We start from the raw sequence: 12,461 nt of genomic DNA, 5'->3' as shown, positions 1-12,461 counted from the left end.
TCCTTCCGTTCTTTTTTGAAATAACAACTGCAAAAAAGTTTCAAAATTAATTAGTTTGTTATTTCACATACATTCCAATGGAAAAAATTCGCTTTATATTCTAAAAATCCTGCTAATTTTTAATTGTCGCAAAAAAATATTATTGTCAAACATTGTCGACTTTGAGCATAAAATAAAATGTGCCTTCCTGTCAGAATTCAGGAAGACACAAATAAAAAAATTAATAATTGCTTTTCATTAAAGCTATAACTGTAGTAAAAAACAATACAACTCCAACCAATCCATTACGCATAAAGTACCGTTGTGTAACCTGACTTAAATCAGTCGGACTGACAATCAGATGTTGATAAATTAGAACAGTCGCCGCGATAATAACACCCAAATAATAAATCGTTGGCAAACCGACAATCACACCCACAAGGATAAAACCAAGAATGCTAAAGGTATGCATAACTCTTGCTATTCTTAAAGCTCCGTCAACACCAAACCGAACAGGCATTGAATTTAATCCATGAGCTTTGTCAAAGGCAACATCCTGACAGCCGTATATTACATCAAATGCCGCAATCCATATTCCAACCGACAATCCCAAGGTAACAGCAACAAGGGATATATCTCCCCTAACAGCTACCCAGGAACCCACCGGCGCTACTGCCAGAGCCAATCCTAACACCAGGTGGCATGTCCATGAAAAACGTTTCATGTACGGATAGATCACTAATGGCACCAACGCCAATGGCCACAGTTTTAGACATAATGGTTGAAGCTGCGCTGCGGCCAACAGAAACAGCAATAAACTACCTACAATTAGTCCCACTGCCTCCCATTGTTTAACTTTGCCAGTAACCATGGGACGCTGGGTGAAGCGCGGATGCAAACGGTCATACTTTAAGTCTATCAAATTATTAAGGGCTAAAGCGGCACTACGCGCCCCAATCATGGCTAACGTAATCCAAAGGAGATCATGTATTGTTGGCAAGCCGCCGGCTGCTAAAAAGCCGCCCATATAAGCAAAAGGCAATGCAAAAACAGAGTGGGACAACGCAATATTTTCCAAGTGGGCCTTTAGCTTACTCAAGGCCCAAATCCTTCCACTTACTGTCAACTACTTTTTTTATTTCGTCCGACATGGTAATTTCATCAGGCCATTCCCGGGTTTGCCCCTCTTGCGCCCAAGTCTTGGTCGCATCTATCCCTACTTTTGTCCCCCAGTTAGGCATTGGTGAGGAATGATCAAGAACATCCAGCGGTCCATCAACCATAACAATATCGCGCCTGGCATCAATATTGTTAAACACCCTCCACCAAACCTCGTTCATATCTTGCACGTTGACATGAGCATCAACAACAATAATCATTTTCGTAAACATCATTTGTCCCATCCCCCACATGGCATGCATTACCTTTTTAGCATGCTGGGGATAGCTCTTTTTAATTGATACTACCGCACAATTATGGAATACACCTTCTAATGGCAGATTAATATCAATAATTTCGGGAAGTTGCGTCTGCAGTAGAGGTAAAAAAATGCGTTCTGTCGCTTTAGCCAAAAAACAGTCTTCCATTGGCGGCTTACCTACGATTGTTGCCGGATAAATAGGATTCTTCCGGTGGGTTATGCAGGTAATATGAAAAACAGGGTACTCATCAGCAAGAGAATAGTAGCCCGTATGGTCGCCAAACGGCCCCTCTACTCTTAATTCATCCATATTGACATAGCCTTCGAGGATAATTTCCGAGCCTGCCGGCACTTCAATATCAACGGTCTCACATTTAACCATCTCAACTGATTTTTTCCTTAAGAAACCGGCAAATACCATTTCATCAATATCCCGCGGCAAAGGAGCTGTAGCCGAATAGGTTATCACAGGATCGCCACCAATGGCAACGGCTACCTCAATCTTATCTTTACCCAATTCCTGATGGGCACGATAGTTTTCGGCACCGTTTTTATGAATATGCCAATGCATCCCCGTAGTATTCTCATCAAATACCTGCAAACGATACATGCCAACATTGCGTTTGCCAGTAAGCGGATTTTTAGTAAATACTAACGGCAGTGTTATAAACCGCCCTGCATCTCCCGGCCAACATTTGAGAATCGGAAACCTGGCCAAAGACGGTTTATCCTTAATGATAACCTCTTTACACGGAGCGTGTTTCACATACTTGGGGAAGTTGATTGCCCTTTTTGCCGCTGGGATAATTTTTATCAAATCCATCTTATTTTGAAGCGAAATATAGGGGAGTTTCAATATCTGCCTTATTTCCTGGGCAATATCGTCAATCTTCTCGACCCCAAGTGCTAAAGCCATACGTTCCATACTGCCAAAAGCATTCATTAATACAGGCATATCATAGCCTTTCACGTTTTCGAACAGCAAGGCAACGTTTTTATCTCCTTTCATCTTTGAGATCCGGTCGGTAATTTCAGTAATTTCCAGTTCGCAGTCGACAGGCTGAGTAATACGTTTAAGCCAGCCTCTCGACTCTAGTTCAGTAATAAATTCCCGTAGGTCATTATAGGCCAAATTGAAATACTCCTTTCAAACTACGAGATAATTATTTCTTCAATATGTATTTTACGATTAGTAAACTAACTTCATAGAGTAGAATCATTGGAACTGCAATCATGGTTTGGGAAAAGACATCAGGCGTCGGTGAAATTACTGCCCCAACGACAAACGACATTACAAGCACCAATTTGCGTTTAGCTGCAAGAAAAGTCGAACTGATAATCCCCATTCGCGCCATAACCAATATAAATAAGGGCAATTCAAAAATGAATCCGAACGGAATCAAAAAGGAAACGACAAACGATAGATATTGCCCGATTGAAAACATCGGTTGAAGATTCTCTGTGGCAAACCCCATAAAAAACTTAATTCCGGCCGGCAAAACTAAGTAGTAAGAAAATACTAAACCGACAAAAAACAAAATAATGGAAGCAGGCACCAAAAAAATACCGGCAGTGCGTTCATTATTAGTCATAGCCGGCACAATAAAAGACCATAGTTGATACATAACCACCGGAAGCGCAATTAGAAATCCGGCAAAGAAAGAAACTTTAAGATAAGTAAAAAAAGCTTCTGCCGGATTCATATAATAGAGTTTTCCTGCCGGAGCCGTTATCAATCCCGTAATCTCAGCAGCATAAAAATAGCAGCCAATACTACCAATCGCAATTGCCGCTATCATAATAATTATACGGCGGCGTAGTTCTTCCAGGTGTCCAATTAGAGACATTGAATTTTGGGGCTGCTCTTCTTCTATGGACTCTTCTTCAGCAAAGGATTCAGCCGGTGAGTCGTTTTCCCGAATAACCTTATCACTATAAATTAGAACATCAGTTTCCGGTTCCGCCTGTACCGGCGTATTTTCATCACGCGTGTATTCTGGCATCAAACACCCTCACTTTTTCTCGTCAGGTTGCTTAACGTCAGGTTTAGCCTCAACTTTAATCGGTTCCTCTTTTGGATTAGTAATATCAGTGCTGGCCCGACGAAATTCTTGAATACCCTTGCCAATAGCCTTACCAACTTCGGGTAGTTTGCCAGGACCAAATACAATTAAGGCAATTACTAATATTAAAACTAATTCTGGCATGCTGAAACTAAACATTATTACCATCCCCTTTGTTCATACTTACACACATATTATACCTGCCAGTCCCCAAAAACACAATGTGGCAAAATAACAGGAAAAAACGGCCGCCTTGCCTGTCCTAATGCTGGACGGTATAAAGGAGAGCCGCAATTCGCTGTTAGGAAATTTATATTTCTATCCAAGTTAATATTTGCGCAGTCCCACAAAATCAGCGACCGCTACTAATGCTTCTTTTACTTCGCTGCTCAATGTCGGCGGCAAAATATTACGTGCATGCTGCAAATATTTATTTACTTGAGCATAACTGTATTCTATCGCTTCCGTTTGGTGGATAATTTCCAGTCCTCGTTTAACATCATTATCGGTCATGTTCTGCTTTATAATAATGTTTCTCAATTCATCTCGATCAGGACTATTCTTCAGAGCATAAATAACAGGCAATGTTACTATCCCCTGCCGCAGGTCGTTGCCAACCGGTTTACCCAGTTGTTCGGCGGAAGCTGTGATATCTAAAATATCATCAGTAATTTGGAAGGCCATACCTATTGCATTCCCATACTCCTTCACCTGAACAACTTCTCTTTCATCGAGTCCGGCAGCCATAGCGCCCAGCTCACAACTAGCAGCGATAAAATCTGCCGTTTTTTGTGCAACCCTAAGCCGGTAATCAGCCTCATCCTGATCCGGATTAAAGGATTCTTTCATTTGATCAATTTCGCCTTCACACATAACAGAAATTACATCTGTCAAAACCTTCAGCATCTCTTTGTCAGCGCCAACAGCGACGGCTGAAAATGCTTTGGCAAACAGATAATCACCTGTTAACACAGAGCTATAATTACCCCACCGGGCATTAGCCGTCGGACGCCCCCGGCGGGTTGAAGCATCATCAATAACATCATCATGGACTAAAGTTGCCATATGAATGAGTTCAATAGCAACTGCCAACGGCAGCAATTTGTTGTGATCAGGACAGCCGCCACGGGCACATAACAGAAACAAGGCGGGTCGTAAGCGTTTACCGCCCGCCTGCACCAAATGCACACTAATGTCGTTAACTAAGTCTACCGGAGATTGTATTATAGAATACAGTTCCTGCTCCACTGCCACGAGGTCATCTTGAACTATATCAAATATGTTGTTTGGGAATTTGCTCACTAGATAATCACCTACAAGACAAAATCTGTTTCTATAATACACCATTATGCTGGCAATCGTCTACCATAATAATACGTTTTATTTATTTTTTTCCACACGAATTGCGCAATCCGGGCAAACCATTTGACAAATGCCGCAGACAATACACTTTTTCATATCTGCCTCTACGCGCGGCGTGCCGTAGACACCCAAATCCTCCGACCAACTTATACACTTAACAGGACATTTCTCTATGCATAAGCCACATCCTTTGCATAGGTTAGGGAAATTTGCCCAGAGGCCTTTTTCACTGTCATATTTTGCTGATTTCCAGTTAACTTTAGCCATTTTTTCCCCTCCTTACATCGCACTTTTAATGAGTTGATAACCGCGTTCAAGAGCCTTGAAGTTCATCTCACGAAGTTCGGGATTTTTATTAAATTTGTCACCAAGTTTAGTTTCAAGTGCTCGCTTGATGCTATCCATCGGCAGCACTTCAGTTGCTGCAATTACAGCGCCCAGGATAATTACGTTGAAAACGCGTGGATGCATTTCATTTTTAGCAATATCATTGGCTGGGATGGCTACAACTTTCTTAACTTCAGGAATATCATCAGGATCTACCCCCGGCCCCGGCTTAGTAAATGAACAGGTTTTTGGTTCCCCCGCGATCAAGTCTTGCGGCAAATCGGCGTTAGGATGTTCTGCCGTAGGACAAGGCGGGGTTACGTCAAAATATTGAAGACCAATAATGTTGTCATTTACTTCGCCTTCTTGGATCAAAGAATTATCGTAAATATACACGGTATCTTTGCCTGCATATGTTTTGGTACGCTCTACAGCACGTGGACTTACAGGAATAAGAATATCTGCCTTCTGAAACTTAGGTGCACCAATTTCGCCATCACTTACCTGCACAAAAGCAATAGAAACACCACCGCGCTGCTCCACTCCGAAGTTAGGAATATATAAGGCGTTTTTCCCTTCTTCATTTGCCGCTTCAGCCAGTATTTCAGCAATTGACTGAACCCCTTGTCCACCTTCGCCGGCTATTGCAACTTTTATAACTTTTGCCATTGTTTAGCCCTCCTTTACTTGCGGCGTACGCAGTTCGCCGACTTTAAAGTATTGAGCCATATCTTTTTCAACAAATTCCCATGTTTGTTTAGCATTAGTACGCCAGTTAGTGGGACAGGAGGACAGGCATTCTACAAAAGAAAAACCATTACCGTCAATTTGATTTTGTAACGCTTTTTTAATGAACCCCTTGAGTTGGCGGGCATTAGCAATGGTACCCCGAGCAACATACGCACCTTCAGGGGCTACTGCCGCAACCATTTCCGGTCCTTTGGTCGGATGTCCGGTTTGCTCAACATCACGGCCATAGGGAGTAGTTTCTGTTTTCATACCAGGCAACGTTGTTGGTGCCATCTGTCCGCCGGTCATACCATAGTTACAGTTGTTGCACAAAATTACAGTAATTTTTTCTCCGCGGACAGCCGCATTAAATAAATGCTGAGAACCAATTGCGTAGCCGCCGCCGTCTCCCATATAGGCAACACCGACAATATCCTCATTGGCTCGTTTCATACCGGTAATTACCGGAGTAGTCCGCCCGTGATGGGTTTGAACAGTATCCACATTAAAAAAATCCCAGGCCAAAAGTGAACAACCAATATCACAGCCAAATACCATTTTGTCTTTTATCCCCAGTTCATCAATGGCCTCACCAAGACATTTCAAGATAATACCATGGCCACAGCCCGGACAGAACTTATGGGGTTTTGTATCTTCATTCCAGCTTGTCGGAATGGCCGGCTGGAGAATGCCTTTTTCATTTAACTCTTGCATGGTAGTCCTCCCTCCTGTTTCTACAGTTTGTTATATTCTTCAAGGATTTCTTCAGTGGTAATACCAACACCCGGTCGAAGCATGGGGACAAGCTCGATAGTACTGCCGAAAATTTCTTGTTGAACAAGCTTCAAAAGCTGCCCGTAGGCTGATTCCGCGACAAGCAGCTTCTTAGCACCTTTAATAGCTTCTTTTAGCTCTTTACCTGGGAAAGGACGCACAGTAATCGGACGGAAATATCCGACTTTTTTGCCCTGAGACCGCAATTGATTATAGGCGGTTAGGGCTGCGCGGGATACGATACCATGAGTAATGAGTATTACCTCCGCATCTTCACACCCCTTGGCATCCCATTCAACGACTTCTCCAGCCATTTTATCCCATTCATGCTGGTTCTTCATTACCACTTCGTATAATTCATCTTCGGTATTGTACGTATTACGAAGATGCTTAATTTCACGCCCCGGCTTTTCAGTATCGCCAAGGATGGCTTCCGGTTTAACCAAAGACATTCCCTTTTCTTCCGGATCATATATGGTTAACGGTTCGCGCATTTTTGCCTGATAACCGTCACCCAATACAAAGGTAGGAAAACGGTATTTCCAGGCGGAATTAAATGCTTTTATCGTGTAATCAAATAATTCTTGATGGGTAGCGGTTGAATAAACAATACGATGCCCTTCGCCATTACCGCCGAAAGTGGTTAGGGTTGTTTCTTGCTGTGCATAAATTACAGTGGCTGTCGAGGGACCGCCCCGCTGCTGAATTATGTACACGATTGGCAAACGCATCATTTCGGCCATACCAGCCGATTCCTGCATAAGTACATTTCCAGGACCTGCAGTAGCCGTAAAGGCCTTTCTGCCTGTCATAACGCCACCAAGAGTGGTAAAACCGGCAGAGATTTCATCTTCTGTCTGGAGGAAGCGTTTGCCGTGCTTGGGAGCAAGTCTTGTCCAATAATGCATAATCTCATTTTGCGGGGTGATTGGATAGCCATACATAATATCGGCTTTAGCTGCCACCGCAGCCCAGGCACACACCTCATTGCCTGTCATAAAAACTCTTTGTTCACCTTTCAGTGAAACTTCGGCCATAAGAGCACCTCCTGAAATATGTAACCTTGTGTAGTTTCAGATTTTGACTGAAACTACTCAGACCATAGCCTGACTGCCGCCCACAAATGGCTTTATGGACAGTAGTAAAGCTAGGGAGTGCGCGAAGTAAAATAATATGAAGGTGGGTATATTTTCCCCACCTTCATATCATACCCAGTACATACCGTTTCTATATACTAAGTTAAATCTATAAAATTTTATTACTAAAAAAATTCATCCATATAATAATCTAGACATTGCTATGTTAAGCAAACAGGGCTCCTAAAGCAATAGACATGATTTTAGCTTCATAACTATCTGCCCGCGAGGTCACCACTACAGGTTTGGCAGCGCCTAAGATTAGACCGGCTATTTTGCCGTTAGCTATATAAACCAATGATTTGCCAAGCATATTGCCTGCTTCAATGTCGGGTGTAATCAAAATATCGGCCATGCCGGCAACAGGACTGCTAATACCTTTATGCTTTGCCGCCTCGAAATTGATAGCATTATCAAGCGCTAAAGGACCATCAATCAAAGCACCCTTAATCTGACCGTGATCTGCCATCTTGGCAAGCGCGGCGGCATCTAGAGTAGCCTGCATATCAGGGTTAACTACCGCAACGGCAGCCCGGCCATATTCTATCACTCCTTTTTCAGATAGGCGGGAAAATAACTCATACTGGTTTTTTTCCATTCCCGGGTACTGAATAATAAAATATAACCTTCAAGGCCTGCCGCCTGAGCTAATTCAGCGGCTAACATCTGACATTCCGCCCGCGTATGTGCATGCAGCATTGTATAAAAATTATAAGGCCACTCCGGTTGTTCCATGCGGGAGTAACAATGGGTAACCGTGCGATAACCTGACATAAGTCGTCCAACTTCACCGAGACGTGATTGCGGAACTTTCCAAGCACAAAGAGCATTGGCGGCAAAACCCACTTCCCGATGCTTAAGCACCGCACCCATTTTCCTAAGTTGCCCAGATTGACGGTATTTCTCCAATCGTGTCAGAAGTTCTTGCTCATTAATCCCAATCTTAGCCGCTAATTCCTTATATGGTTCAGCAACTAACGGAAAATCTTCTTGCATAACTGCAATAATCTTCTTGTCCAGGTTATCTAGCATAAGGCACCTCACCGACCACTTGATAGTATTTTAAACAGTCTGATTTTTCTTATAAATTGAACTCTACGCTTACCTTGAATTTTTCAACTGCCGGAAGACTGATTAATGCATCAACCCCCGGCAGATTGCGTATAGCCGTGAGCGTTCGCTCCTGTTCGGTCTGTTCAGGAGTGAGTAGAGTAAACCAGAGGTTATATTGCCCTTCGCGCTCATAGTTATGTGTTACACCCTGGTAGGAATTAATAGCTTGCGCAACTGAGCTTACATGTTCCGGTCGTACTCTAGCCGCTGCCAATGTGCTTACATAACCCAAACATGCGGAATCAAAAAAAGCTCCCATACGCCTGATGTAGCCATTTTCCTTAAGCCAAGATAATCGTTCCAAAACAGTGGCTTCATCAACATTCAGCCACTCTGCTACTTTTGCAAACGGACAAGGCTCAAGAGGGAGCTTTGTTTGAATTACATTAAGCAATTCTTTATCAAAATCAGTCAGCATATACCCCTCCAGGTTTTGACGAAAATTAAGGGACAGCCGGCTGACTGTCCCTCCGTATAGCATTATTATTTTAACAAAATGTTCCTGATAACGTCAAGAAGTTCGTCCCGGCCAGTCCCATTTACCGCCGAGTAAGCAATAATTTGGGAATCAGGATTAAGTGCAGGCATTTTAATATCCTTTTTAATTATCTGCACATGCTGCGCCACCCGGCCCCTGGTAATTTTGTCGGCTTTCGTAGCCACTACTTGAACGTTAAGCCCATGCTCAATTAGCCATCGATATACATTAATGTCACTTTCCATTGGCGGATGACGCACATCGATAAGCTGACACACTAGTTTAAGCCGCTCAGAATTCAGCCAGTATTCTTCAATAAATTTTGACCAGGTTGCCCTGGCGGTCTGGGCTCTTTTCGCGTAACCATAACCAGGAAGGTCCACAAGCATAAACTCTAATCGCGATTGATCGGAAAGCTTGCCGGTAATTTTAAAATAATTAATAGTTTGGGTTTTACCGGGTGTACCGCTGGTACGGGCTAAACCGTTATGCCGGCAAAGGGAATTAATAAGTGAGGATTTGCCTACATTAGAGCGACCGATAAATGCAATTTCGGCCAACTCACCTTCCGGATATTGGCTGGCATTGACAGCGGTAGCTGCATAACTGGCATTTATGATAGTAAAGGAAGCCGTCTCAGTCATTATTCTGTCACCATAGCGGTTTTGAGTACTTCATCCATATGTTCGACCAGCACAAATTCAAGACTGCGTTTTACATTAGGCGGAATTTCGTCAATATCACGCTTGTTCTCTTTCGGCAGGATTACTTTTTTTATTCCTGCACGATGCGCGGCCAAAACTTTTTCTTTAACACCGCCAACAGGCAACACCCGTCCACGGAGTGTAATTTCCCCTGTCATTGCAAGATCACTTCTAATAGGTTTACCGGTCAATGCTGAAGCAACTGCCGTTGCCATGGTAATTCCGGCTGATGGGCCATCCTTGGGTATAGCGCCTTCCGGCAGATGAATATGAATATCTAATTTTTCATGGAAATCTTCTTCTATTCCTAAGTCTGTGGCCCGTGAACGAATATAGCTAAAACCCGCCTGAGCAGATTCCTGCATTACGTCACCAAGCTGGCCTGTTAAGGTCAGTTTTCCCTTACCCTTCATCGTAGAAATTTCAACAGCAAGTACATCACCGCCAACTTCAGTCCAGGCCAGCCCGGTAGCTACACCTACCTGACTGTTTTTTTCCGCTTGAGCATGGCGGAATTTGGGTGCACCTAAGAAAGTGTGCAGATTTTGCGCTGTTATTTTTATAACAGGCCCTTTATCTTGAACAATTCTCCGGGCAGCCTTACGGCAAAGATTAGCGATGTTACGCTCTAGGTTCCTCACACCGGCTTCCCGGGTATAATCACGGATAACTTTTTGAATTGTACCTTCAGAAAACGAGATTTGCTTAGCTGTCAAGCCATGGTCGGCAGTTTGCTTGGGTACAAGATACCGTTTAGCAATCTCTACCTTTTCCTCTTCCGTATAGCCAGCAATAGTAATAACTTCCATACGGTCTAACAACGCCCGCGGAATATTATGCATTACATTGGCTGTCACTACCCAGAGTACTCGGGATAAATCATAGGGCAGCTCAACATAATGATCACTAAAGGTATTATTTTGTTCCGGATCCAATACCTCAAGTAACGCTGCCGAAGGATCACCACGGAAATCGGCACTCATTTTGTCAATTTCGTCTAAAAGAAACACTGGGTTTTTAGATCCTACTGTCCGCATTCCCTGAATAATCCGTCCAGGTAAAGCGCCTACATAGGTCCGGCGATGACCTCTGATTTCAGCTTCATCACGAATACCACCCAAAGAAACACGAACAAACTTACGTTCCATGGCACGAGCTATAGAACGCGCCAACGAGGTTTTACCAACGCCAGGTGGTCCGACAAGGCATAAAATTGGTCCTTTCATTTTTTCCGTCAATTTACGAATCGACAAATACTCTAAGATACGTTCTTTTACTTTTTCCAAGCCATAATGGTCTTCGTCAAGAATTTCTTCAGCGACAGTAATATCCAACCGGTCTTCGGTCTCCACATTCCAAGGCAGAGCTAACAGCCAGTCCAGATATGTACGTATAACTCCGCTTTCAGCCACCATCGGCGGCATTTTTTCCAGACGGTCAATTTCTTTATTAATCTTTTCCGTTACATCTTTAGGTAAATCTTTTTCTTTAACCCGCTGCCGGTATTCTTCGACCTCGGCAGTACGTTCATCTTTTTCCCCTAGCTCTTTTTGTATGGCTTTGAGCTGCTCACGCAAATAGTACTCTTTTTGCGTCTTTTCCATTTGTTTGCGAACACGGACATGTATTTTCTTTTCTAGTTCGAGAATTTCCATTTCACGTCCGAGTATTTCACATAACCGCTCTAACCGCTCATTAATTTCTACTGCATCTAATAAAGTTTGCTTATCTTCAATTTTAAGTGATAAATGACTGGCAATAAGGTCCGTTAAGCGGCCGGGTTCTTCTACCACAACAACCGACACCAACGTCTCCGGAGGGATCTTCTTACTTAATTTAACCCATTGCTCAAATTGATTGATGGCAGTACGGGTAAGCGCCTCGATTTCCGGTGTTTTAGGTTCATTTTCGGTAAATTCACGAATTTGGACTTGATAGTAAGGATCAAAGTTAATAAATTCTTCAATTTCGCCTCGATGAAGACCTTCTACCAATACCCGGATAGTACCGCCGGGCAATTTTAATAACTGTTTAATTTCAGCAACAGTGCCGACTGAAAAAATATCTTCAGGCTGAGGCGTATCGTTTTGAGCATCCTTCTGTGAGGCCAGCATAATCAATCGATCTTGTACCATGGCTTCTTCCAAAGCACTAATGGACTTTTCGCGACCAACATCCAGATGAATAATCATATATGGGAATACTAGTATTCCCCTCAGCGGCAAAAGTGGTATTGTACGCCGTTTTTCCGCCAAAATTGCTTCCTCCCTTCGCTAACCATGCGGTATTGTAATGCAATTAGTAGTAGTTTCAACACCACTATCTAAAATATTCTGAGTGCCTATTAAAAAATCCTTTTATTTGCCAATAATAACA

General features: G+C 43.1%; 14 protein-coding genes. All 14 read right to left on the bottom strand.

Annotation, left to right across the window (positions count from 1 at the left end):
* Positions 1-220: 220 nt before the first annotated feature.
* The 14 genes from SRRS_RS10130 to lon all read right to left on the bottom strand — a co-directional run bounded on the left by SRRS_RS10130 (position 221) and on the right by lon (position 12,340).
* Entirely contained in the window at positions 221-1,078 is an 858-nt protein-coding gene (locus tag SRRS_RS10130) for a UbiA-like polyprenyltransferase (protein WP_371368460.1), read from the bottom strand.
* The gene (locus tag SRRS_RS10125; protein ID WP_371368458.1) at positions 1,071-2,531 is read right to left on the bottom strand and encodes a menaquinone biosynthesis decarboxylase; all 1,461 of its coding nucleotides are present in this window, start codon (positions 2,529-2,531) and stop codon (positions 1,071-1,073) included. Before SRRS_RS10125 ends, SRRS_RS10130 begins: the two co-directional genes overlap by 8 nt.
* 31 nt (positions 2,532-2,562) lie before the next feature.
* Positions 2,563-3,402 (bottom strand): twin-arginine translocase subunit TatC, encoded by an 840-nt coding sequence (tatC, locus tag SRRS_RS10120; protein ID WP_371368456.1) that lies wholly within the window; start codon positions 3,400-3,402, stop codon positions 2,563-2,565.
* A gap of 9 nt (positions 3,403-3,411) precedes the next feature.
* Positions 3,412-3,621, bottom strand: a complete 210-nt coding sequence (locus SRRS_RS10115) for a twin-arginine translocase TatA/TatE family subunit (RefSeq protein ID WP_371368454.1) — start codon at positions 3,619-3,621, stop codon at positions 3,412-3,414.
* Positions 3,622-3,789: 168 nt separating this feature from the next.
* Complete coding sequence (locus SRRS_RS10110) at positions 3,790-4,764, bottom strand: polyprenyl synthetase family protein (RefSeq protein ID WP_371368452.1); 975 nt, start codon at positions 4,762-4,764, stop codon at positions 3,790-3,792.
* A 78-nt stretch (positions 4,765-4,842) separates the two neighbouring features.
* Positions 4,843-5,091 carry a 4Fe-4S binding protein gene (locus SRRS_RS10105; protein ID WP_371368451.1) on the bottom strand — a complete coding sequence of 83 codons (249 nt, stop codon included), beginning with the start codon at positions 5,089-5,091 and terminating at the stop codon, positions 4,843-4,845.
* Between the two features lie 12 nt (positions 5,092-5,103).
* Positions 5,104-5,820, bottom strand: a complete 717-nt coding sequence (locus tag SRRS_RS10100) for a 2-oxoacid:acceptor oxidoreductase family protein (protein WP_371368449.1) — start codon at positions 5,818-5,820, stop codon at positions 5,104-5,106.
* A 3-nt stretch (positions 5,821-5,823) separates the two neighbouring features.
* Positions 5,824-6,594 carry a thiamine pyrophosphate-dependent enzyme gene (locus tag SRRS_RS10095; RefSeq protein WP_371368447.1) on the bottom strand — a complete coding sequence of 257 codons (771 nt, stop codon included), beginning with the start codon at positions 6,592-6,594 and terminating at the stop codon, positions 5,824-5,826.
* A 20-nt stretch (positions 6,595-6,614) separates the two neighbouring features.
* Positions 6,615-7,691: a ferredoxin oxidoreductase gene (locus SRRS_RS10090; RefSeq protein WP_371368446.1), complete on the bottom strand. Its 1,077-nt coding sequence runs from the start codon at positions 7,689-7,691 to the stop codon at positions 6,615-6,617.
* Positions 7,692-7,956: 265 nt separating this feature from the next.
* Positions 7,957-8,340 carry a phosphate acyltransferase gene (locus SRRS_RS10085; protein WP_371368444.1) on the bottom strand — a complete coding sequence of 128 codons (384 nt, stop codon included), beginning with the start codon at positions 8,338-8,340 and terminating at the stop codon, positions 7,957-7,959.
* A complete protein-coding gene (locus tag SRRS_RS10080) occupies positions 8,337-8,822 on the bottom strand; it encodes an AsnC family transcriptional regulator (RefSeq protein ID WP_371368442.1) in 486 nt (161 codons plus the stop codon). The genes SRRS_RS10085 and SRRS_RS10080 overlap by 4 nt, the downstream gene beginning before the upstream one ends.
* Positions 8,823-8,871: 49 nt before the next feature.
* On the bottom strand, positions 8,872-9,321 hold the full coding sequence (locus SRRS_RS10075) for an Lrp/AsnC family transcriptional regulator (RefSeq protein ID WP_371368440.1): 450 nt from the start codon (positions 9,319-9,321) through the stop codon (positions 8,872-8,874).
* Between the two features lie 65 nt (positions 9,322-9,386).
* Entirely contained in the window at positions 9,387-10,025 is a 639-nt protein-coding gene (gene yihA / locus SRRS_RS10070) for a ribosome biogenesis GTP-binding protein YihA/YsxC (RefSeq protein ID WP_371368438.1), read from the bottom strand.
* Positions 10,025-12,340 carry an endopeptidase La gene (gene lon / locus SRRS_RS10065; RefSeq protein WP_371368437.1) on the bottom strand — a complete coding sequence of 772 codons (2,316 nt, stop codon included), beginning with the start codon at positions 12,338-12,340 and terminating at the stop codon, positions 10,025-10,027. The genes yihA and lon overlap by 1 nt, the downstream gene beginning before the upstream one ends.
* Positions 12,341-12,461: the final 121 nt, after the last annotated feature.

The organism is Sporomusa rhizae, assembly GCF_041428845.1.
Taxonomy (GTDB): domain Bacteria; phylum Bacillota; class Negativicutes; order Sporomusales; family Sporomusaceae; genus Sporomusa; species Sporomusa rhizae.
Note: the sequence above shows the minus strand (reverse complement) of the source record. Positions and strands in the feature narration are given on the sequence as shown.

Coding starts and splice junctions, on each gene's coding strand:
- SRRS_RS10080 (WP_371368442.1), bottom strand. CDS start 8,822: ATGCTAGATAACCTGGACAAGAAGATTATTGCAGTTATGCAAGAAGAT.
- SRRS_RS10115 (WP_371368454.1), bottom strand. CDS start 3,621: ATGTTTAGTTTCAGCATGCCAGAATTAGTTTTAATATTAGTAATTGCC.
- SRRS_RS10095 (WP_371368447.1), bottom strand. CDS start 6,594: ATGCAAGAGTTAAATGAAAAAGGCATTCTCCAGCCGGCCATTCCGACA.
- SRRS_RS10100 (WP_371368449.1), bottom strand. CDS start 5,820: ATGGCAAAAGTTATAAAAGTTGCAATAGCCGGCGAAGGTGGACAAGGG.
- tatC (WP_371368456.1), bottom strand. CDS start 3,402: ATGCCAGAATACACGCGTGATGAAAATACGCCGGTACAGGCGGAACCG.
- SRRS_RS10075 (WP_371368440.1), bottom strand. CDS start 9,321: ATGCTGACTGATTTTGATAAAGAATTGCTTAATGTAATTCAAACAAAG.
- SRRS_RS10105 (WP_371368451.1), bottom strand. CDS start 5,091: ATGGCTAAAGTTAACTGGAAATCAGCAAAATATGACAGTGAAAAAGGC.
- yihA (WP_371368438.1), bottom strand. CDS start 10,025: ATGACTGAGACGGCTTCCTTTACTATCATAAATGCCAGTTATGCAGCT.
- SRRS_RS10090 (WP_371368446.1), bottom strand. CDS start 7,691: ATGGCCGAAGTTTCACTGAAAGGTGAACAAAGAGTTTTTATGACAGGC.